This is a genomic window from Carnobacterium sp. CS13 (genome assembly GCF_016653495.1).
In the GTDB taxonomy this organism is placed as follows: Bacteria; Bacillota; Bacilli; order Lactobacillales; family Carnobacteriaceae; genus Carnobacterium_A; species Carnobacterium_A antarcticum.
Genome location: NZ_CP067364.1, coordinates 1409358 through 1432697, shown reverse-complemented (window position 1 = coordinate 1432697; position 23340 = coordinate 1409358). Strand labels below are relative to the sequence as shown.

Annotated in this window: 8 protein-coding genes, 15 tRNA genes and 6 rRNA genes; all 29 read left to right on the top strand. The window is 43.9% G+C overall.

The window, feature by feature from the left end; translation table 11 throughout:
• Window positions 1-33: 33 nt before the first annotated feature.
• The 29 genes from pgmB (at window position 34) to JHE06_RS06855 (ending at window position 23338) form a co-directional block, all read left to right on the top strand.
• Complete coding sequence (pgmB, locus tag JHE06_RS06995) at window positions 34-723, top strand: beta-phosphoglucomutase (RefSeq protein WP_201088308.1); 690 nt, start codon at window positions 34-36, stop codon at window positions 721-723.
• A gap of 4 nt (window positions 724-727) precedes the next feature.
• Window positions 728-2359, top strand: a complete 1632-nt coding sequence (locus tag JHE06_RS06990) for a glycoside hydrolase family 13 protein (protein ID WP_058918690.1) — start codon at window positions 728-730, stop codon at window positions 2357-2359.
• A gap of 632 nt (window positions 2360-2991) precedes the next feature.
• Window positions 2992-4553, top strand: a 16S ribosomal RNA gene (locus JHE06_RS06985).
• A gap of 207 nt (window positions 4554-4760) precedes the next feature.
• Window positions 4761-7680 (top strand): 23S ribosomal RNA (locus JHE06_RS06980).
• Between the two features lie 92 nt (window positions 7681-7772).
• A 5S ribosomal RNA gene (gene rrf / locus JHE06_RS06975) occupies window positions 7773-7888 on the top strand.
• The 16S, 23S and 5S rRNA genes sit together here with 12 tRNA genes alongside, the layout of an rRNA operon.
• Window positions 7889-7900: 12 nt before the next feature.
• Window positions 7901-7973, top strand: a tRNA-Asn gene (locus JHE06_RS06970).
• 54 nt (window positions 7974-8027) lie between these two features.
• Window positions 8028-8116 (top strand) — tRNA-Ser (locus JHE06_RS06965).
• 17 nt (window positions 8117-8133) lie between these two features.
• Window positions 8134-8205, top strand: a tRNA-Glu gene (locus JHE06_RS06960).
• Window positions 8206-8216: 11 nt separating this feature from the next.
• Window positions 8217-8289: transfer RNA gene (locus tag JHE06_RS06955), tRNA-Val, on the top strand.
• A gap of 17 nt (window positions 8290-8306) precedes the next feature.
• Window positions 8307-8382 (top strand) — tRNA-Asp (locus JHE06_RS06950).
• 42 nt (window positions 8383-8424) lie between these two features.
• Window positions 8425-8500: transfer RNA gene (locus JHE06_RS06945), tRNA-Phe, on the top strand.
• A 12-nt stretch (window positions 8501-8512) separates the two neighbouring features.
• Window positions 8513-8596 (top strand) — tRNA-Tyr (locus tag JHE06_RS06940).
• Window positions 8597-8624: 28 nt separating this feature from the next.
• Window positions 8625-8698 (top strand) — tRNA-Trp (locus JHE06_RS06935).
• A gap of 27 nt (window positions 8699-8725) precedes the next feature.
• Window positions 8726-8798 (top strand) — tRNA-His (locus tag JHE06_RS06930).
• An 11-nt stretch (window positions 8799-8809) separates the two neighbouring features.
• Window positions 8810-8881 (top strand) — tRNA-Gln (locus tag JHE06_RS06925).
• A 35-nt stretch (window positions 8882-8916) separates the two neighbouring features.
• Window positions 8917-8987, top strand: a tRNA-Cys gene (locus tag JHE06_RS06920).
• Window positions 8988-9018: 31 nt separating this feature from the next.
• Window positions 9019-9102 (top strand) — tRNA-Leu (locus tag JHE06_RS06915).
• 284 nt (window positions 9103-9386) lie between these two features.
• Window positions 9387-10268 carry a LysR family transcriptional regulator gene (locus JHE06_RS06910; RefSeq protein WP_201088307.1) on the top strand — a complete coding sequence of 294 codons (882 nt, stop codon included), beginning with the start codon at window positions 9387-9389 and terminating at the stop codon, window positions 10266-10268.
• A gap of 308 nt (window positions 10269-10576) precedes the next feature.
• Window positions 10577-11926, top strand: coding sequence for an FAD-binding oxidoreductase (locus tag JHE06_RS06905; protein WP_058918688.1), 1350 nt, complete (start codon window positions 10577-10579; stop codon window positions 11924-11926).
• A 238-nt stretch (window positions 11927-12164) separates the two neighbouring features.
• A complete protein-coding gene (locus JHE06_RS06900; protein WP_058918687.1) occupies window positions 12165-13457 on the top strand; it encodes a PTS sugar transporter subunit IIC in 1293 nt (430 codons plus the stop codon).
• A gap of 78 nt (window positions 13458-13535) precedes the next feature.
• The gene (locus tag JHE06_RS06895) at window positions 13536-14951 is read left to right on the top strand and encodes a glycoside hydrolase family 1 protein (RefSeq protein WP_376821384.1); all 1416 of its coding nucleotides are present in this window, start codon (window positions 13536-13538) and stop codon (window positions 14949-14951) included.
• Between the two features lie 106 nt (window positions 14952-15057).
• A complete protein-coding gene (locus JHE06_RS06890; RefSeq protein WP_236253476.1) occupies window positions 15058-15783 on the top strand; it encodes a GntR family transcriptional regulator in 726 nt (241 codons plus the stop codon).
• A 279-nt stretch (window positions 15784-16062) separates the two neighbouring features.
• Window positions 16063-17454, top strand: coding sequence for a dihydrolipoyl dehydrogenase family protein (locus tag JHE06_RS06885; RefSeq protein WP_201088306.1), 1392 nt, complete (start codon window positions 16063-16065; stop codon window positions 17452-17454).
• A 670-nt stretch (window positions 17455-18124) separates the two neighbouring features.
• A 16S ribosomal RNA gene (locus JHE06_RS06880) occupies window positions 18125-19686 on the top strand.
• Window positions 19687-19893: 207 nt separating this feature from the next.
• A 23S ribosomal RNA gene (locus JHE06_RS06875) occupies window positions 19894-22813 on the top strand.
• A gap of 92 nt (window positions 22814-22905) precedes the next feature.
• Window positions 22906-23021, top strand: a 5S ribosomal RNA gene (gene rrf, locus JHE06_RS06870).
• Window positions 23022-23033: 12 nt separating this feature from the next.
• Window positions 23034-23106 (top strand) — tRNA-Asn (locus tag JHE06_RS06865).
• A gap of 54 nt (window positions 23107-23160) precedes the next feature.
• A tRNA-Ser gene (locus JHE06_RS06860) sits at window positions 23161-23249 on the top strand.
• Between the two features lie 17 nt (window positions 23250-23266).
• A tRNA-Glu gene (locus JHE06_RS06855) sits at window positions 23267-23338 on the top strand.
• Window positions 23339-23340 lie beyond the last annotated feature (2 nt).

Here is a 23340-nt window from a genome sequence, read left to right as displayed (position 1 = left end):
TTTTATTAGTTTACAAAGTGAGGGGCAAAGTAAATGATTAAAGGATTTGTTTTTGATTTAGACGGAGTGTTGACCGATACAGCTGAATACCATTATTTAGCTTGGCAAGAACTAGGTGGAAAAATGGGTATTGCTTTTGACCGAGTTTTTAATGAACAGCTGAAAGGCATCAGCCGGATGGATTCATTGGAGCGCATTTTGAAGTATGGCAACAAAAGTAGGGCTTATACCGAAGATGAAAAAACAGCTTTAGCGAATGAGAAAAACGAAGATTATAAAAAATTGATCACAAATATTTCGCCAGCTGATTTACTGCCAGGTATCTCAGAGTTGCTAAAAGAATTAAAAGCAGCTGATATCCAACTAGCACTGGCATCAGCCAGCAAAAACGGCCCGATTATACTGAAGCGTCTGGGCATCGAAAATCTATTTGATACGATTGTAGACCCGGCAAGTTTGACACATGGCAAGCCCGATCCGGAGATCTTTATTAAAGGGGCTGAACAATTGGGCTTACGACCAGATGAATGTGTTGGAGTTGAAGATGCAGAAGCCGGTATTGAAGCGATCAATGCAGCTGGAATGTTTTCAGTCGGAGTAGGCAGTAAAGAATCTATGAAAGCAGCAGATTTGTTCGTAACGGATACAAGCGAATTAAATGTGCGAGATATTTTGACTGCTGCCGCTAACTGGTCTCATAAAGAACAGAAAGGAAGTTTTTAAATCAATGGAAAAAAAATGGTGGCATCGTTCAGTTGTTTATCAAGTCTATCCCAGAAGTTTTCAAGATAGTGATGGCGACGGATTAGGCGATTTACAAGGCATTATTCAACGGTTGGATTATTTAGCTGAATTGGGCATTGATGTGATTTGGTTAAGTCCGGTCTATCAATCACCCAATGATGATAATGGATACGACATCAGCGATTATCAAGCTATTTCACCCGAATTCGGTACAATGGCCGATATGGAAGAATTGATTGCACAAGCAAAACAACGAGGGATCCAGCTTGTGATGGATTTAGTGGTCAATCATACTTCTGATGAACACCCATGGTTTGTTGAAGCTTTAAAAGGACGGGATAATCCGTTCCGTGATTTCTATATTTGGCGGGATCCAGCTGAAGACGGCGGATTGCCGAATGAATTATTATCGGTTTTCAGCGGTCCGGCTTGGGAATTTGATGAAAATTCCGGTCAATATTATTTGCATCTCTACAGTAAAAAGCAACCCGATTTAAATTGGGAAAATCCTGAAGTCCGGGAATACATTTGGAGTATGATGAATTTTTGGCTGAAGAAAGGCATCGGTGGTTTCCGGATGGATGTAATTGACACCATTGGAAAAGTACCCGACGAGCTCATTACCACTAATGGACCTAAACTGCACGAGTACTTGCAAGAAATGTATCAACAGACATTCGGCAATTACGATGTATTAACAGTAGGTGAGACTTGGGGAGCAACGCCAGAAATCGCGAAGTTGTATTCGGATCCGTTGCGTAAAGAATTGTCCATGGTCTTTCAGTTTGAGCACATCGGTTTAGATCAATATCCAGACAAACCAAAATGGGATACTAAACCGTTGGATTTTATTGAGCTAAAAGCAGTGTTTACCAAATGGCAAACGGAATTGGGAGACAGCGGCTGGAATAGCCTCTTTTGGAACAACCATGATATTCCCCGCATCGTTTCCAATTGGGGCAACGATTCAGATGAATACCGAGTCGTTTCGGCAAAAATGTTTGCAACATTTTTACACTTGCTGAAAGGAACGCCTTATATTTACCAAGGAGAAGAAATCGGGATGACGAACACAGCGGTTTCTTCTATAGAAGAGATTGATGATATTGAAAGCAAAAACATGTACCATGAACGTATAGCAGAAGGATATGATCCCGAGAATATTTTAGCTTCCATCAACAAAAAAGGTCGCGATAACTCTAGGCGTCCAATGCAATGGGATGATTCCGTGAATGCAGGTTTTACAACGGGGACACCATGGTTAGCGTTAAACCCCAATTACCAAACCTTAAATGTAGCAGCTGATCGGCACCAAACAAGTTCGATTTTTGAACATTACCAAAAATTGATTCAGCTGCGTAAAGAGCATGAACTCGTTATTTGGGGAGATTATCAAGAATTGTTGCCTGAAGATCCACAACTTTACGTTTATGAACGTAGTTATGAGAGCGAGACATGGCTGATTGTAATTAATTTCTATGAGTCAATAGTTACTTATCAAGATAAAACACGTAAAGCTGCTTCCGTTATTAGCAGTAATTATTCAGATAGCTCAGTGGACTTGACTGATTTAGTACTACGGCCATATGAAGCTATTGTTTATAAACTGAAGTAAAGAAAAGAGTTTTAAAGAAAAGATTTTTCTTTAAAACTCTTTTCTTATTAGGATTGAATTTGGTAATACGAACGATAAGGAGATAGGTTCTGAGGAAAGTTCCTTTATTCATTTTTGTTTGTATATATATACGCTAATTAAAGCTGTGTTTTATTTTAACGTTCGTTTTTAAAAACAATTGCTAAAATAACGATATTATTGTTGACCAAATCTTAAAATGTTGGTATAGTAATTGTTGTCGTTAGGTTAACGATGCAAGTGGTTACAGAAAAATAAATTTAAAAGATAATAAAAAGCTTTGACAGAAGGTAAACAGTTATGCTAAACTATTGGAAGTCACAAGTTTAACTGGCTGAAACAACTCTTTTGGATATTTATCCATTAAAAAAACTTTTTATACAAAAGCTGTTGACAAGCAAGTCAGCTTCTGGTAATATTTAGAAGTTGTCAAAACGACAACGCAACCAAATTAGACCTTTGAAAACTGAACAAAGCAAAACGAACCAAATGTGTAAGGTGGTTTAACCAAGGGTTAAACCAACAGAAACAAAGTGAAAGAAATTTCGCTAGCAAGTCAATTAATGAGCTTCAAGCATCATTAAAAGGGTGAAGTTCTAACGGACAAAACCAACTTTTATGAGAGTTTGATCCTGGCTCAGGACGAACGCTGGCGGCATGCCTAATACATGCAAGTCGAACGCTTCTTTTCTACCGGGTGCTTGCACCCACCAGAGAAGAAGAGTGGCGGACGGGTGAGTAACACGTGGGTAACCTGCCCATAAGTGGGGGATAACAGCCGGAAACGGCTGCTAATACCGCATAATTCCAGTGATCTCCTGATCGTTGGATGAAAGGTGGCTTCGGCTACCGCTTATGGATGGACCCGCGGCGTATTAGCTAGTTGGTGAGGTAATGGCTCACCAAGGCAATGATACGTAGCCGACCTGAGAGGGTGATCGGCCACACTGGGACTGAGACACGGCCCAGACTCCTACGGGAGGCAGCAGTAGGGAATCTTCCGCAATGGACGAAAGTCTGACGGAGCAATGCCGCGTGAGTGAAGAAGGTTTTCGGATCGTAAAACTCTGTTGTTAGAGAAGAACAAGGATGAGAGTAACTGCTCATCCCCTGACGGTATCTAACCAGAAAGCCACGGCTAACTACGTGCCAGCAGCCGCGGTAATACGTAGGTGGCAAGCGTTGTCCGGATTTATTGGGCGTAAAGCGAGCGCAGGCGGTTCTTTAAGTCTGATGTGAAAGCCCCCAGCTCAACTGGGGAAGGTCATTGGAAACTGGGGAACTTGAGTGCAGAAGAGGAGAGTGGAATTCCACGTGTAGCGGTGAAATGCGTAGATATGTGGAGGAACACCAGTGGCGAAGGCGACTCTCTGGTCTGTAACTGACGCTGAGGCTCGAAAGCGTGGGGAGCAAACAGGATTAGATACCCTGGTAGTCCACGCCGTAAACGATGAGTGCTAAGTGTTGGGGGGTTTCCGCCCCTCAGTGCTGCAGCTAACGCATTAAGCACTCCGCCTGGGGAGTACGGCCGCAAGGCTGAAACTCAAAGGAATTGACGGGGACCCGCACAAGCGGTGGAGCATGTGGTTTAATTCGAAGCAACGCGAAGAACCTTACCAGGTCTTGACATCCTTTGACCACTCTAGAGATAGAGCTTTCCCTTCGGGGACAAAGTGACAGGTGGTGCATGGTTGTCGTCAGCTCGTGTCGTGAGATGTTGGGTTAAGTCCCGCAACGAGCGCAACCCTTATTACTAGTTGCCAGCATTCAGTTGGGCACTCTAGTGAGACTGCCGGTGATAAACCGGAGGAAGGTGGGGATGACGTCAAATCATCATGCCCCTTATGACCTGGGCTACACACGTGCTACAATGGATGGTACAACGAGTCGCAAGACCGCGAGGTCAAGCTAATCTCTTAAAGCCATTCTCAGTTCGGATTGCAGGCTGCAACTCGCCTGCATGAAGCCGGAATCGCTAGTAATCGCGGATCAGAACGCCGCGGTGAATACGTTCCCGGGTCTTGTACACACCGCCCGTCACACCACGAGAGTTTGTAACACCCGAAGTCGGTGAGGTAACCTGCAAAGGAGCCAGCCGCCTAAGGTGGGATAGATAATTGGGGTGAAGTCGTAACAAGGTAGCCGTATCGGAAGGTGCGGCTGGATCACCTCCTTTCTAAGGAATATTACGGAACCTCACACATTCGTTTTGGCTTTGTTCAGTTTTGAGAGGTCTAATCTTCTCAATGCATCAAAAATGTTGTTCTTTGAAAACTGGATAGTGTTTAACAATTGTAACAAAGTAAGAAACCAAGTAAAAACCGCGTTTTATTTTTTACGATTCGCATCAATTGATGTTGGATCGCTATTAACAACGACCATAGGTTAAGTTAATAAGGGCGCACGGTGGATGCCTTGGCACTAGGAGCCGATGAAGGACGGGACTAACGCCGATATGCTTTGGGGAGCTGTAAGTAAGCTGTGATCCAGAGATTTCCGAATGGGGAAACCCAGCACCTTTGATAGGGTGTTACTGCTGACTGAATACATAGGTCCGTAGAGGTAGACGCAGAGAACTGAAACATCTAAGTACCTGCAGGAAGAGAAAGAAAATTCGATTCCCTGAGTAGCGGCGAGCGAAACGGGAAAAGCCCAAACCAGAAAGCTTGCTTTCTGGGGTTGTAGGACTGAACACATAGAGTCATAAATGAACGGTGTAAGAGAAGCGACCTGGAAAGGTCCGCCAAAGAGGGTAAAAGCCCCGTAACTGAAACCCCGTTCACTCTGATCAGTATCCTGAGTACGGCGGAACACGAGAAATTCCGTCGGAATCCGGGAGGACCATCTCCCAAGGCTAAATACTCCCTAGTGACCGATAGTGAACCAGTACCGTGAGGGAAAGGTGAAAAGAACCCCGGAAGGGGAGTGAAACAGCACCTGAAACCGTGTGCTTACAAGTAGTTAGAGCCCGTTAATGGGTGATAGCGTGCCTTTTGTAGAATGAACCGGCGAGTTACGATCCCATGCGAGGTTAAGTCGATGAGACGGAGCCGTAGCGAAAGCGAGTCTGAATAGGGCGAATGAGTATGTGGTCGTAGACCCGAAACCAAGTGATCTACCCATGTCCAGGTTGAAGGTGCGGTAATACGCACTGGAGGACCGAACCCACGTATGTTGAAAAATGCGGGGATGAGGTGTGGGTAGCGGAGAAATTCCAATCGAACTTGGAGATAGCTGGTTCTCTCCGAAATAGCTTTAGGGCTAGCCTCGGAATAAGAATCATGGAGGTAGAGCAACTGTTTGGACTAGGGGCCCTTCTCGGGTTACCGAATTCAGATAAACTCCGAATGCCATTGATTTATATCCGGGAGTCAGACTACGAGTGATAAGATCCGTAGTCGAGAGGGAAACAGCCCAGACCACCAGCTAAGGTCCCAAAGTTTATGTTAAGTGGAAAAGGATGTGGGGTTGCTTAGACAACTAGGATGTTGGCTCAGAAGCAGCCATCATTTAAAGAGTGCGTAATAGCTCACTAGTCGAGTGACCCTGCGCCGAAAATTTACCGGGGCTAAACATAACACCGAAGCTGTGGATAGAACTTAGGTTCTATGGTAGGAGAGCGTTCTAAGGGCGTCGAAGCTAGACCGTGAGGACTGGTGGAGCGCTTAGAAGTGAGAATGCCGGTATGAGTAGCGAAAGACGGGTGAGAATCCCGTCCACCGAATGACTAAGGTTTCCTGGGGAAGGCTCGTCCTCCCAGGGTTAGTCGGGACCTAAGTCGAGGCCGATAGGCGTAGACGATGGATAACAGGTTGAGATTCCTGTACCCGTTTGTTTTGTTTGAGCAATGGAGGGACACAGTAGGCTAAGGAATACGCACTGTTGGATATGTGCGTCCAAGCAACAAGTCTTGAAGCGAGTCAAATGCTTGCTTCTCTAAGGACAAGTTGTGATGGGGAGGGAAATTAAGTACCGAAGTTCCTGATGTCACACTGTCAAGAAAAGCTTCTAGTGAGAAACAAACGGCCCGTACCGCAAACCGACACAGGTAGTCGAGGAGAGAATCCTAAGGTGTGCGAGTGAACTCTCGTTAAGGAACTCGGCAAAATGACCCCGTAACTTCGGGAGAAGGGGTGCTGACCATTTGGTCAGCCGCAGTGAATAGGCCCAAGCAACTGTTTATCAAAAACACAGGTCTCTGCTAAATCGAAAGATGACGTATAGGGGCTGACGCCTGCCCGGTGCTGGAAGGTTAAGAGGATGGGTTAGCTCTCGAGCGAAGCTCAGAATTGAAGCCCCAGTAAACGGCGGCCGTAACTATAACGGTCCTAAGGTAGCGAAATTCCTTGTCGGGTAAGTTCCGACCCGCACGAAAGGCGTAACGACTTGGGCGCTGTCTCGGCAAGAGACCCGGTGAAATCATAATACCTGTGAAGATGCAGGTTACCCGCGACAAGACGGAAAGACCCCATGGAGCTTTACTGTAGCCTGGTATTGGAACTTTGTGCATCATGTACAGGATAGGTGGGAAGCTGAGAAGCAGGGGCGCCAGCCTCTGTGGAGCTGTCGGTGGGATACCACCCTTGATGTACGGAGTTTCTAACTCGTCGCCCTCATCGGGCGAGAGGACCATGCCAGGTGGGCAGTTTGACTGGGGCGGTCGCCTCCTAAAAGGTAACGGAGGCGCCCAAAGGTTCCCTCAGAATGGTCGGAAATCATTCGTAGAGTGTAAAGGCAGAAGGGAGCTTGACTGCGAGACCTACAAGTCGAGCAGGGACGAAAGTCGGGCTTAGTGATCCGGTGGTTCCGCATGGAAGGGCCATCGCTCAACGGATAAAAGCTACCCTGGGGATAACAGGCTTATCTCCCCCAAGAGTCCACATCGACGGGGAGGTTTGGCACCTCGATGTCGGCTCATCGCATCCTGGGGCTGTAGTCGGTCCCAAGGGTTGGGCTGTTCGCCCATTAAAGCGGTACGCGAGCTGGGTTCAGAACGTCGTGAGACAGTTCGGTCCCTATCCGTCGCGGGCGCAGGAAATTTGAGAGGAGCTGTCCTTAGTACGAGAGGACCGGGATGGACACACCGCTGGTGTACCAGTTGTTCTGCCAAGAGCATCGCTGGGTAGCTATGTGTGGACGGGATAAACGCTGAAAGCATCTAAGCGTGAAGCCCCCCTCAAGATGAGATTTCCCATCACGTAAGTGAGTAAGACCCCTGAGAGATGATCAGGTAGATAGGTTGGAAGTGGAAGTACAGCGATGTATGGAGCGGACCAATACTAATCGGTCGAGGACTTAACCAATTTTTTAAACGGTGTCTTGGTTTCGACACGATGTTGCAAGAGAAAAACACTATCCAGTTTTGAGAGAACACCGTTCTCTTGATGAACCAATGTGCGGTGGTGACGGCAAGAAGGTCACACCTGTTCCCATGCCGAACACAGCAGTTAAGCTTCTTAGCGCCGATGGTAGTGAAGGGTTTCCCTTTGTGAGAGTAGGACGCTGCCGCGCATTGATCATTATTCCGCAATAGCTCAGCTGGTAGAGCGCATGACTGTTAATCATGATGTCGCAGGTTCGAATCCTGCTTGCGGAGTCCATAGATTTCTATGAAAAAGAAACACAAAAGAGAGTGTCGAAGAGCCAACTTGGAGAGTTGTCCGAGCGGCCGAAGGAGCATGATTGGAAATCATGTAGGCGGTGCACACTGTCTCAAGGGTTCGAATCCCTTACTCTCCGTTTCAAAATTGCGTTTCGGCCCGTTGGTCAAGTGGTTAAGACACCGCCCTTTCACGGCGGTATCACGGGTTCGAATCCCGTACGGGTCATGAGTCATTTAGGAGGTTTAGCTCAGCTGGGAGAGCATCTGCCTTACAAGCAGAGGGTCAGCGGTTCGATCCCGTTAACCTCCATTGAACAATTTTATAACGGTCTCGTGGTGTAGGGGTTAACATGTCTGCCTGTCACGCAGAAGATCGCGGGTTCGATTCCCGTCGAGACCGCCATTTTTTTAATACAAGCATTACGGAACCGAAAGGTTCGATTATGGCCTGGTAGCTCAGTTGGTAGAGCACTTGATTGAAGCTCAAGGTGTCGGCAGTTCGATTCTGTCCCAGGCCACCATTTTTTTCAACTGGAGGGGTAGCGAAGTGGCTAAACGCGGCGGACTGTAAATCCGCTCCTTCGGGTTCGGCAGTTCGAATCTGCCCCCCTCCACCATTTTTTTTTAAAACCCATCTAAACTGATAGGGATATAGTTTAAAGGTAGAACAATGGTCTCCAAAACCATTAGTGTGGGTTCAATTCCTACTATCCCTGCCATTTTTATATTTAACCTTTTACATTACGGCGATTGTGGCGAAGTGGTTAACGCACCGGATTGTGGTTCCGGCATACGTGGGTTCGATCCCCATCAGTCGCCTTTTTCATTTATGGGCTATAGCCAAGCGGTAAGGCAAGGGACTTTGACTCCCTTATGCGTTGGTTCGAATCCAGCTAGCCCAGTTTTTTAGAATAACCCAACACTCAATTTTAAAGATGGCGGTATAGCCAAGTGGTAAGGCAGAGGTCTGCAAAACCTTCATCACCGGTTCAAATCCGGTTACCGCCTTATCTAATGAATTGCCTGTTGTCAGCATCCTGCCGGCGTGGCGGAATTGGTAGACGCGCTGGACTCAAAATCCTGTGCCCGCGAGGGCGTGCCGGTTCGATTCCGGCCGCCGGTATCCTAAAAGCTCCAACAGTCTTCGGACTGTCGGGGCTTTTTTATTTGTTCTATAAAGTACTGTTACACGTACGTATGAATGATAATGACAATTAGGTGCAGAACCAAATATTTTTATTCAGCTGAACAAAAATATATCCGCTAAAGCACCTATAGTATTAAACAAATAGTTTTCCTTCTTAAGTCCTTACTTAATGGCTAACTATATCATAGAATGATATAGTTGAGATGTTAAATACCTATTTGAAGGACTCTATATAGCAATCAAACATAGGAGGAAAATGTATGGAAATTCGTGTCTTGCGCTATTTTTTAGCTGTTGCACAAGAGGAGAGTATTTCAGCAGCAGCTCAGTTGTTGCATCTTTCCCAACCGACACTTTCCAGACAGCTTAAGGAACTGGAAGAAGAGTTAGGCATTATTTTATTTATTCGCGGCAACAGAAAAATAAGTTTGACAGAAGAAGGAGTATATTTAGTTAATCGAGCAAAAGAGATTTTGTCCTTGGTAGATAAAACAACTTTAAACCTTAAAGAAGCAGAAGTTGTTAGCGGCGATATTTATATCGGTGGCGGTGAAAGTAAGGCAATGAGGCTGATCGCCAAAATAAGCAAAGAGTTAATGGATGAGTATCCTGAAGTTCGTATTCATCTATATAGCGGCAATGCGGACGAATTGGCGGAAAAATTAGATAATGGGTTATTAGATTTCGGGATTGTGATCGATCCTGCAGATAAACAAAAATATGATGCTATCCGCTTGCCTGATAGAGATATATGGGGACTTTTGATGCAAGACAGCAGTTCTTTAGCAAAGAAAGATGTTATCGTTTCAAGTGATTTGAAGGGATTACCGTTGATCGTGTCTCGTCAAACACATGTAGCCAATGAATTATCAAACTGGCTAGGCAATAATTTGGAGCAGTATAACATAGTCGCAACATACAACTTACTTTATAATGCGTCTTTGTTGGTAAGCGAAGGAGTTGGTTATGCGTTGTGTTTGGATGGTCTGATAAATACCACTGGAGAGAGTGATCTTTGTTTTCGTCCTTTAGAACCAAGTCTAGAAGCAAAATTGACGATCGTTTGGAAGAAGAATCAGATTCATTCAAATGCTGCAAAGAAATTTTTGGAGAGCGTTAGAAGTAATTTAAAGATAGAGTGAAGGACCAGCCGACTTTTTGTTTTCTTTTTAATTAACTCGATCAATCCTCAATTCCTAATGTCCACTGCCTTCAATGCACATTTTTGGTTTTTAATAATGCTTATAATTCTAGTCGCTTGAAGTTTCTAAATCAGTTAGTTTTAAATAAGGTTTGCTTCTTGATTTGAGGAAAACGCTGAGACGCCTCATCAAAAATTGGGAAACGTTATGTTTTGTGTTCGTATTATTTTACTTTACAATGGAACATGAAGAGAATTGAGCGATTGGAACCCATTAGAAAGCAATATGATTTAGGAGGAGAAAATGAAATGAAAACGTTTGATGAAGAATATTTAGCAGCTGTAGTGAATGGTGAAGTGTACACCGAGACGAATAAAAAGTATGAAAATTTAAGAATGGTAAAAAATACTGTTTTCGATCCGCATCCGCTGGCAATTGTGAAGTGCCTTAACGAAGCAGATGTAGTTCAAACGATTCGTTATTGCCGAGAGCAGGAATTGGCATTTACTGTGAAATGTACTGGACATAGCGCAGCGGGATTCAGTGCGGGAGATGAAGAAATAGTAATCGACATTTCTAGTTTGGATCAAGTAGAAGTTGATGGATCGACTAATTTGGTAACCGTGGGCGGTGGTGCAAACTGGTTTAAAGTGGGCGAAGCTCTGGTGCCTTATGATTTAGCCATCACTTCTGGAGACATGGGCGGCGTAGGGGTTGGCGGCAATGCCCAAGGAAGCGGAATGGGATTTTTTATTAGAAAATATGGGGTGACAACAGGGCGTATACGGAAAGTTCGGGTCGTGGATGCAACAGGGAAAATTCTGGTAGCTTCTGAAACGGAACACTCGGATTTATTCTGGGCCATTCGAGGCGGAGCAGGAAATTTTGGCGTGGTAACTGAATTTGTATTTGAAGCACATCCAGGAGGGACTGTCTTAGCCGGCAATTTATTTTACCAGTATGATCCGCAACTGATCCAGCAATTGACTGACTATATTTTGCATGCTCCTGATGAGTTAAATGGAACGTTATCCTTTACGACTGCCCCATTCACTAGCCAAATGCCGGAACAATACAAAGGTCAATTGGTGATTGCATTAATGGTATGTATTAAAGGAAGCCCTGCTGCTGGCAACCAAATGATTAAAGAATTAAAAAAATATTCCGGTTTCCTTTTTGACGAAGTTGATTTTGTTCCTTATATTAAATTATTTCCACCTATTGATCCAAGCGGCAATACGTTAATGCTTAACTTTTATACAAATGAATTACCTGATGAACTAATAAGTGAATTAAATCAAGAATTGGTAACCACAGGCGACCCTCAGCTGGTTACTCAAGTAAAAGTATTAGGCGGTTACTTTGGAAGAGTATCAAATGAAGCCATGGCGTACTCGCAACGAGAAAACAACTATTTGGTGATCATGCGAAAAGCGTTTGGTTCGGCAGAAGAAGCTCTTCTAGCTAATGAGGACTGGAAAGATAAGTGGGAACAGTTAAGAAAATACGCTAATGGAATAGATATCAACTTTTTAGGTATAGGCCAGTTAAATGAGCTAGAAATGATGTACAAACCAGCTAATCTGAAAAAATTAAAAGAACTGAAAAAGCAGTATGATCCTGCTAATTGTTTTATTGGAGTTTTGTCTATTCAGTAAAAATGCTATATTCAATAAAAGCGACTGCTAAAAGTAAAATTTTAGCAGTCGTTTTTTATTCTCTTTTTTATATTTGTATATACAAATATAAGTTTTGGCTTTACAACTAAAATGTAAAGGTTTACAATGTAGATGTAAACGAATAAATAGGAAGGAGCACAGCTAAACAATTAAGAGAACCAGCTTTAGAACGGGCTACATTATTAAAATACCATCAGTACAAAGGAGAGTAACTTAAGTGGACAAAAATAAATGGATTGAGAAACTAGGAAATTTTGCCAATAAAATTAACAGCTATAAATACATTATCGCCATCAAAAATGCCTTTACGGCTTTGATACCAGTCATTATTACTGGAGCCTTTGCAACCCTGTTTTCTAATATGGTATTTGATTCAACGATGGGATTAGCCAAATTTGATGCTTTATCCTTTTTAGCAGAATTAAAACCAATTGCTCAATCCATCAATTATGCAACGATGAATATGCTGACCATTAGTGCTGTTTTTTTAATTGGACTTGAAGTCGGAAAATTGAATAAGGTCAAGGGTTTCTTTCCTGGGCTATTAGCCGTGATCAGTTACATTTCCGTTAATCCAACTACAGTAGAATTAATGGTCAATGAAAAATTACAAGTCGTTCCAGATGTTTTAGCTAGACAATATACAGATACAAAAGGGTTGTTTCTGGGAATGTTTATTGCCATTTTATCCGTCGAACTGTTTACATGGCTAGGAAAACAAGAAAAGCTGACGATTAAAATGCCGGATACGGTCCCGCCAAATGTCTCCCGCAGCTTTTCAGCATTGATCCCGACTATCCTTACATTTACATTGATCGCGACAGTAGGGTTTGCAGTTTATCGACTTACTGGGATGTACTTATACGATATCATCTATACGATCATTCAACGACCGTTAGAAAATGTTATGCAAGGTCTACCAGGTATTTTGTTGCTGATGTTTGTTTCGCAAGTATTTTGGGTTATCGGAATCCATGGCAATCAAATGATCAAACCAATCCGAGAACCGCTTTTACTTGCTTCTATTGCTGTAAATACAGATGCGTTTAATGCCGGAAAAGAAATTCCTAATATTATCACTATGCCATTTTGGGATATGTATATGAGCATTGGCGGATCTGGTGTAACGATTGGTTTATTAGTCGCTATCTTCTTAGTTGGAAAACGCGATGATATGAAAGAAATCGCCAAATTATCTTTTGGTCCCGGGCTTTTTAATATCAACGAACCAGTCATTTTTGGGATGCCGATCATGTTGAATCCAATTTTAGCCATTCCCTTTATTATTACTCCGTTGATTACAGGCATGATTGGTTATTTTGCAACAGCCATTGGCTTTGCCGGCAAAGCAGTCGTTATGATTCCTTGGACTACTCCGCCAATCATTAGTGCATATCTCGCTACAGCTGGCAGTATCGGAGCGGTTGTAACGCAACTGATTTGTATTGTTGTATCGATAGTGATTTATTTGCCCTTTGTAAAAATTGCAAATAACCGTCAAGCAGCTTAGTTTTAAAAATTTCGTTTTGTTCGGTTTTAAAAAATAGAGTAACTAAATGAATAAAAAAGAAAGAGAGTGATTTTTGTGATTAAAACTATCCCGCAAGATTTTATTATAGGAGCAGCTTCATCCGCTTGGCAAACGGAAGGCTGGAAAGGCAAAAAAGAGGGACAAGATTCCTACTTAGATACGTGGTACAAAAATGAACGCCATGTTTGGCATGAAGGATATGGGCCCGGCGTAGCTACTAACTTTTATGAACGCTATCAAGAAGACATCGATTTAATGAAAGAAGTCGGGTTAACCCATTTTCGGACATCCATTAATTGGGCACGCTTTTTTACAGACTATGAAACACTTGAAGTCGATGAAGACTATGCCGGTTATGTCGATCGTGTGATAGATGCATTGATTGCGGCAGGCGTAGAACCTATGTTGTGCTTAGAACATTATGAATTGCCAGCTTTTTTACAAGATAAATACGATGGTTGGAGTTCTAAGAAAGTAGTCGATCTATTCACACAATATGCTGAGATCGTATTTGATCGTTATGCCGATCGTGTGAATTACTGGTTTACCTTTAACGAACCGATCGTCATCCAAACCCGTGTTTATTTAGATGCGATTCGCTACCCGCATGAACAAGACACAAAAAAATGGATGCAATGGAACTACCACAAAGTTTTGGCAACAGCGAAAGTGGTGGAACTTTACCACCGAAAACAATACAAAGGACAAATTGGGATCGTTTTAAACCCAGAAGTTACGTACCCGCGTTCTTCATCAGAAGCGGATCAAAAAGCAGGCGAAATGTATGATTTGTTTTATAATCGTATATTTTTAGATCCTTTGGTCAAAGGTACTTATCCAGCGGAACTTTTCCCGCTGTTAGAACAACACAATATTGCGTTTGATTCTACTGAAGCGGAAATGCGCATCATTAAAGAAAATACGGTTGATTATTTGGGGATCAATTTATATTATCCGCATCGTGTAAAGGCACCGAGTTACCAATGGAACGAAGCGACTCCTTTTCATCCGGCTTATTATTTTGAACCGTTTGAATTGCCAGGCCGTAAAATGAATAAGTCCAGAGGGTGGGAGATTTTTCCGGAATTGGTCTATGATATGGGAATGCGGATTAAAAATGAGTACGGCAATATTCCTTGGCTGATTACTGAAAACGGAATGGGCATTGAAAATGAAGAACGATTCAAAGATGAAAAAGGTGTGATACAAGATACCTATCGGATTGAATTTATTAGAGATCACTTAGCTGCTTTATTGGAAGTAACTGCTGCGGGATCGAATTGTAAGGGCTATATGCTATGGGCTTTTACGGATTGTGTATCACCGATGAATGCGTTTAAAAACCGTTATGGATTGGTCAGCATTGATTTGGAAAATAACCGCGATCGTTCTTTAAAACAATCAGGATTTTGGTATAAAGAAATAATCAAAAACCGTTCCATAGACATGGAAGAGGAACCAGATTACAAATAGAAAACAAGTTTTATAAAAAAAACGAGCAGAAACTATGATATACTAGCATCTATAAATGAGCGTATTAAAAAAGCTCGATAGACTCGTTAAGCAGGCGGTGAAAGAGATGCTGGCAAAATATAAAAAGGTAGCAAATGAATTACGTAAAAGGATCCAACAAGGTTATTACTCAGCAAAAGAAGTTCTGCCAGACCAAAAAACATTGGCATTGGAGTTTGAAACTAGTCGTGTAACAATAAAAAAAGCTTTAGATGTCTTGTACGTTGAAGGGTTTATTTATACGATTCAAGGGTCGGGAACGTATATAAAGAAAAATGCATTCCAATTATCAGAATCTGGAGTTAAAATTGGACAAAATATGGGGCTTACTCACCAAATTGATGAAAGCGTAGAATTAACCAATGAAATTTTAGCTTTTGGCGTACGTTTTCCAAATGAAGAGGAAAGCGGGCAGCTTTTTTTAAAACCTGAAAATCCAGTTTATGAAATTAAGCGGTTAAGAATATTAAATGCTAAGCCTTATTCAATTGAGTATACGATTATTCCTGTTGAAATTGTCTCTGGTTTGACAACCGATATTCTCAACCATTCTGTTTATGATTATATCCAAAAAGAGCTTGGGTTAGTCTTTGGAGGAAACCGACAAACGATCAAGGCAGCACAACCTAATGAATACGATAAAAAATATTTGAATTGTGCTGTTGACGAACCGGTTTTGGAAGTGACCAAAGTAATGTTTTTGGAAAGCGGCACGCCTTTTGAATTTTCGAAAGTACGGCATCGTTTTGACATGGTCGAATTTTCTTTTGTTAATCCAAGCAGTCAGATTTAATGAAATCAAAACCAAATGGTTCGATGCTAAATTCTAACTATATAGAAGAGAACCAAATAGAAACCCTTCACTTTTTTTAAGTGAAGGGTTTCTATTTGTATATAAAGATTACTAGAGTTACAGTTAAATTAGGGTTTGTTCGTCAAATTTTTATGGGTAAAGGATTTGACCAAGGAGATAATACTATTTCAATTAATTTAAAAGCAGTCGTTTCTGACAAAGTAAAGAAAGACGCATCTTTACGCTTATCAGAAATCATTACGAGAGGAGTATTAAAAAATGAACAAATATACTACAGATGTAGCTATTATTGGTTTCGGAAAAGCAGGGAAAACATTAGCAGGTGCTTTAGCTAAAAAAGGGCAATCCGTCATTATAATTGAAGAATCAACTGAAATGTATGGCGGAACCTGCATTAACGTTGGTTGCTTACCGACTAAATCGTTGACCCACAGCGCAAAAATCATTGAACAATTATCAGCGTTTGGGATTGAACGAACCGCTGAAACCAACAAGCGATTCTTCAAACAAGCGATGGATTACAAAACTGAATTAGTGACTAAATTGAACAAAAAAAATTACCATAAAGTTGCTGATTTAGACAATGCAACCGTATTGGACGGATTTGCTCACTTTAAAGATGATCATACACTATTAGTAGATACAGAAACTGAAACCTTACAAGTGACTGCTGCTAAGATCGTCATTGGTACTGGTTCGACTGCTTTTATTCCAGAAATCGAAAATAGTCAAAGCAGTCAGCATATTTACACAAGCGAAGAAATTTTAGAATTAACTGATTTGCCACAAAAATTAGGTATTATTGGAGCTGGTCCAATTGGGTTAGAGTTTGCTTCTTATTTTGCTGAATTCGGTTCTGAAGTAACGGTCTATCAATTTGATGATTCATTTTTGTCGCGTGAAGACACTGATGATGCAAAAGCTGTTTTGGATAGGTTAGAGGAATTAGGTGTAACCTTTGAATTTAATGCCCAAGCTAAAAGTGTTGAAGATACGGATACTGGCGTACGTCTAACAGTTGAACAAAATGGTGAAGTGAAAATGGCTGAATTAAACGAAATCCTAGTTGCTACTGGTCGTATTCCTAATACAAGTAAATTAGATGTTGAAAAGGCTAGTGTAGTACTTGGCGAACGTGGCGAAATTAAAGTCAACAAGAACCTACAATCTTCTGTTGAACACATTTGGGCAGTTGGCGACGTTAAAGGCGGTCCTCAATTCACTTATATTTCATTGGATGACTACCGCATTGTTTTACCTCAATTACTAGGCCAAGAATCTAACTACAATTTAGAAACGCGTCGTGTTTATCCGACAGCAACCTTTGTGGATCCGACATTTGCACGCGTAGGTTTAAATGAAAAAGAAGCAACTGAAGCTGGAAAAAATTATAAAGCGGCTAAAATGTCTGTTTCCTCTGTGCCAAAAGCTCAAGTATTGCGTGAAACAAGTGGCTTTTTAAAGGTCTTAGTTGAGGTAGAGACTGATTTTATCTTAGGTGCACGTTTCTTCAGTCATGAAGCCCATGAAATGATCAACTTGATTGCTTTAGCAATCAATGAAAATATATCCTATAAGAACTTACGTGATGGAATTTATACCCATCCTACTATGAGCGAGGCATTGAATGATTTACTTGAAATGATTTAAGTAGTATAAAACGTTGGACTGCAAATTGATCAACGTTTTATTAGTTGTGCATCTAGCAAATCCTGAAAGGGGATAGATGAAAGAGGTCTTTCTGAATGAACGTAAGAAGGCACTTATAGCTTGCTAAGGTCAGGTATAGCTAAGACAGTTAAAGTTAATTTTTGCTAGGATCAACTTGTTCTTATAAGTATGAAACAAATGATTCTAAAAATAAGTAAAAAAGCAATTGACAAGTTAATCGTTCCAGTGTAAAGTATTATAAGTCGTCAGCAAACAATGCGGATGCGAAAACAGTGAATAAATATTCATTATATATATTTATTTAAAAAAAGTGTTGACATAAATACCTAACCAATGGTATTGTATATAGGTAGCGAGTTCCAATAATGTTTTTAGTTGATTGAATAAATATTCAAAAAATTAAAAAATAGTCAAATTAGTAGTTGACAAATAAAAAAGAACTTGTTATGATATAGAAGTTGCCAAAACAACGGCAGCGAACACAAATTAGACCTTTGAAAACTGAACAAAGCAAAACGAACCAAATGTGTAAGGTGGTTTAACCAAGGGTTAAATCAACAGAAACAAAGTGAAAGAAATTTCGCTAGCAAGTCAATTAATGAGCTTCAAGCATCATTAAAAGGGTGAAGTCCTAACGGACAAAGCCAACTTTTATGAGAGTTTGATCCTGGCTCAGGACGAACGCTGGCGGCATGCCTAATACATGCAAGTCGAACGCTTCTTTTCTACCGGGTGCTTGCACCCACCAGAGAAGAAGAGTGGCGGACGGGTGAGTAACACGTGGGTAACCTGCCCATAAGTGGGGGATAACAGCCGGAAACGGCTGCTAATACCGCATAATTCCAGTGATCTCCTGATCGTTGGATGAAAGGTGGCTTCGGCTACCGCTTATGGATGGACCCGCGGCGTATTAGCTAGTTGGTGAGGTAATGGCTCACCAAGGCAATGATACGTAGCCGACCTGAGAGGGTGATCGGCCACACTGGGACTGAGACACGGCCCAGACTCCTACGGGAGGCAGCAGTAGGGAATCTTCCGCAATGGACGAAAGTCTGACGGAGCAATGCCGCGTGAGTGAAGAAGGTTTTCGGATCGTAAAACTCTGTTGTTAGAGAAGAACAAGGATGAGAGTAACTGCTCATCCCCTGACGGTATCTAACCAGAAAGCCACGGCTAACTACGTGCCAGCAGCCGCGGTAATACGTAGGTGGCAAGCGTTGTCCGGATTTATTGGGCGTAAAGCGAGCGCAGGCGGTTCTTTAAGTCTGATGTGAAAGCCCCCAGCTCAACTGGGGAAGGTCATTGGAAACTGGGGAACTTGAGTGCAGAAGAGGAGAGTGGAATTCCACGTGTAGCGGTGAAATGCGTAGATATGTGGAGGAACACCAGTGGCGAAGGCGACTCTCTGGTCTGTAACTGACGCTGAGGCTCGAAAGCGTGGGGAGCAAACAGGATTAGATACCCTGGTAGTCCACGCCGTAAACGATGAGTGCTAAGTGTTGGGGGGTTTCCGCCCCTCAGTGCTGCAGCTAACGCATTAAGCACTCCGCCTGGGGAGTACGGCCGCAAGGCTGAAACTCAAAGGAATTGACGGGGACCCGCACAAGCGGTGGAGCATGTGGTTTAATTCGAAGCAACGCGAAGAACCTTACCAGGTCTTGACATCCTTTGACCACTCTAGAGATAGAGCTTTCCCTTCGGGGACAAAGTGACAGGTGGTGCATGGTTGTCGTCAGCTCGTGTCGTGAGATGTTGGGTTAAGTCCCGCAACGAGCGCAACCCTTATCTTTAGTTGCCAGCATTCAGTTGGGCACTCTAGAGAGACTGCCGTCGACAAGACGGAGGAAGGCGGGGATGACGTCAAATCATCATGCCCCTTATGACCTGGGCTACACACGTGCTACAATGGATGGTACAACGAGTCGCAAGACCGCGAGGTCAAGCTAATCTCTTAAAGCCATTCTCAGTTCGGATTGCAGGCTGCAACTCGCCTGCATGAAGCCGGAATCGCTAGTAATCGCGGATCAGAACGCCGCGGTGAATACGTTCCCGGGTCTTGTACACACCGCCCGTCACACCACGAGAGTTTGTAACACCCGAAGTCGGTGAGGTAACCTGCAAAGGAGCCAGCCGCCTAAGGTGGGATAGATAATTGGGGTGAAGTCGTAACAAGGTAGCCGTATCGGAAGGTGCGGCTGGATCACCTCCTTTCTAAGGAATATTACGGAACCTCACACATTCGTTTTGGCTTTGTTCAGTTTTGAGAGGTCTAATCTTCTCAATGCATCAAAAATGTTGTTCTTTGAAAACTGGATAGTGTTTAACAATTGTAACAAAGTAAGAAACCAAGTAAAAACCGCGTTTTATTTTTTACGATTCGCATCAATTGATGTTGGATCGCTATTAACAACGACCATAGGTTAAGTTAATAAGGGCGCACGGTGGATGCCTTGGCACTAGGAGCCGATGAAGGACGGGACTAACGCCGATATGCTTTGGGGAGCTGTAAGTAAGCTGTGATCCAGAGATTTCCGAATGGGGAAACCCAGCACCTTTGATAGGGTGTTACTGCTGACTGAATACATAGGTCCGTAGAGGTAGACGCAGAGAACTGAAACATCTAAGTACCTGCAGGAAGAGAAAGAAAATTCGATTCCCTGAGTAGCGGCGAGCGAAACGGGAAAAGCCCAAACCAGAAAGCTTGCTTTCTGGGGTTGTAGGACTGAACACATAGAGTCATAAATGAACGGTGTAAGAGAAGCGACCTGGAAAGGTCCGCCAAAGAGGGTAAAAGCCCCGTAACTGAAACCCCGTTCACTCTGATCAGTATCCTGAGTACGGCGGAACACGAGAAATTCCGTCGGAATCCGGGAGGACCATCTCCCAAGGCTAAATACTCCCTAGTGACCGATAGTGAACCAGTACCGTGAGGGAAAGGTGAAAAGAACCCCGGAAGGGGAGTGAAACAGCACCTGAAACCGTGTGCTTACAAGTAGTTAGAGCCCGTTAATGGGTGATAGCGTGCCTTTTGTAGAATGAACCGGCGAGTTACGATCCCATGCGAGGTTAAGTCGATGAGACGGAGCCGTAGCGAAAGCGAGTCTGAATAGGGCGAATGAGTATGTGGTCGTAGACCCGAAACCAAGTGATCTACCCATGTCCAGGTTGAAGGTGCGGTAATACGCACTGGAGGACCGAACCCACGTATGTTGAAAAATGCGGGGATGAGGTGTGGGTAGCGGAGAAATTCCAATCGAACTTGGAGATAGCTGGTTCTCTCCGAAATAGCTTTAGGGCTAGCCTCGGAATAAGAATCATGGAGGTAGAGCAACTGTTTGGACTAGGGGCCCTTCTCGGGTTACCGAATTCAGATAAACTCCGAATGCCATTGATTTATATCCGGGAGTCAGACTACGAGTGATAAGATCCGTAGTCGAGAGGGAAACAGCCCAGACCACCAGCTAAGGTCCCAAAGTTTATGTTAAGTGGAAAAGGATGTGGGGTTGCTTAGACAACTAGGATGTTGGCTCAGAAGCAGCCATCATTTAAAGAGTGCGTAATAGCTCACTAGTCGAGTGACCCTGCGCCGAAAATTTACCGGGGCTAAACATAACACCGAAGCTGTGGATAGAACTTAGGTTCTATGGTAGGAGAGCGTTCTAAGGGCGTCGAAGCTAGACCGTGAGGACTGGTGGAGCGCTTAGAAGTGAGAATGCCGGTATGAGTAGCGAAAGACGGGTGAGAATCCCGTCCACCGAATGACTAAGGTTTCCTGGGGAAGGCTCGTCCTCCCAGGGTTAGTCGGGACCTAAGTCGAGGCCGATAGGCGTAGACGATGGATAACAGGTTGAGATTCCTGTACCCGTTTGTTTTGTTTGAGCAATGGAGGGACACAGTAGGCTAAGGAATACGCACTGTTGGATATGTGCGTCCAAGCAACAAGTCTTGAAGCGAGTCAAATGCTTGCTTCTCTAAGGACAAGTTGTGATGGGGAGGGAAATTAAGTACCGAAGTTCCTGATGTCACACTGTCAAGAAAAGCTTCTAGTGAGAAACAAACGGCCCGTACCGCAAACCGACACAGGTAGTCGAGGAGAGAATCCTAAGGTGTGCGAGTGAACTCTCGTTAAGGAACTCGGCAAAATGACCCCGTAACTTCGGGAGAAGGGGTGCTGACCATTTGGTCAGCCGCAGTGAATAGGCCCAAGCAACTGTTTATCAAAAACACAGGTCTCTGCTAAATCGAAAGATGACGTATAGGGGCTGACGCCTGCCCGGTGCTGGAAGGTTAAGAGGATGGGTTAGCTCTCGAGCGAAGCTCAGAATTGAAGCCCCAGTAAACGGCGGCCGTAACTATAACGGTCCTAAGGTAGCGAAATTCCTTGTCGGGTAAGTTCCGACCCGCACGAAAGGCGTAACGACTTGGGCGCTGTCTCGGCAAGAGACCCGGTGAAATCATAATACCTGTGAAGATGCAGGTTACCCGCGACAAGACGGAAAGACCCCATGGAGCTTTACTGTAGCCTGGTATTGGAACTTTGTGCATCATGTACAGGATAGGTGGGAAGCTGAGAAGCAGGGGCGCCAGCCTCTGTGGAGCTGTCGGTGGGATACCACCCTTGATGTACGGAGTTTCTAACTCGTCGCCCTCATCGGGCGAGAGGACCATGCCAGGTGGGCAGTTTGACTGGGGCGGTCGCCTCCTAAAAGGTAACGGAGGCGCCCAAAGGTTCCCTCAGAATGGTCGGAAATCATTCGTAGAGTGTAAAGGCAGAAGGGAGCTTGACTGCGAGACCTACAAGTCGAGCAGGGACGAAAGTCGGGCTTAGTGATCCGGTGGTTCCGCATGGAAGGGCCATCGCTCAACGGATAAAAGCTACCCTGGGGATAACAGGCTTATCTCCCCCAAGAGTCCACATCGACGGGGAGGTTTGGCACCTCGATGTCGGCTCATCGCATCCTGGGGCTGTAGTCGGTCCCAAGGGTTGGGCTGTTCGCCCATTAAAGCGGTACGCGAGCTGGGTTCAGAACGTCGTGAGACAGTTCGGTCCCTATCCGTCGCGGGCGCAGGAAATTTGAGAGGAGCTGTCCTTAGTACGAGAGGACCGGGATGGACACACCGCTGGTGTACCAGTTGTTCTGCCAAGAGCATCGCTGGGTAGCTATGTGTGGACGGGATAAACGCTGAAAGCATCTAAGCGTGAAGCCCCCCTCAAGATGAGATTTCCCATCACGTAAGTGAGTAAGACCCCTGAGAGATGATCAGGTAGATAGGTTGGAAGTGGAAGTACAGCGATGTATGGAGCGGACCAATACTAATCGGTCGAGGACTTAACCAATTTTTTAAACGGTGTCTTGGTTTCGACACGATGTTGCAAGAGAAAAACACTATCCAGTTTTGAGAGAACACCGTTCTCTTGATGAACCAATGTGCGGTGGTGACGGCAAGAAGGTCACACCTGTTCCCATGCCGAACACAGCAGTTAAGCTTCTTAGCGCCGATGGTAGTGAAGGGTTTCCCTTTGTGAGAGTAGGACGCTGCCGCGCATTGATCATTATTCCGCAATAGCTCAGCTGGTAGAGCGCATGACTGTTAATCATGATGTCGCAGGTTCGAATCCTGCTTGCGGAGTCCATAGATTTCTATGAAAAAGAAACACAAAAGAGAGTGTCGAAGAGCCAACTTGGAGAGTTGTCCGAGCGGCCGAAGGAGCATGATTGGAAATCATGTAGGCGGTGCACACTGTCTCAAGGGTTCGAATCCCTTACTCTCCGTTTCAAAATTGCGTTTCGGCCCGTTGGTCAAGTGGTTAAGACACCGCCCTTTCACGGCGGTATCACGGGTTCGAATCCCGTACGGGTCATG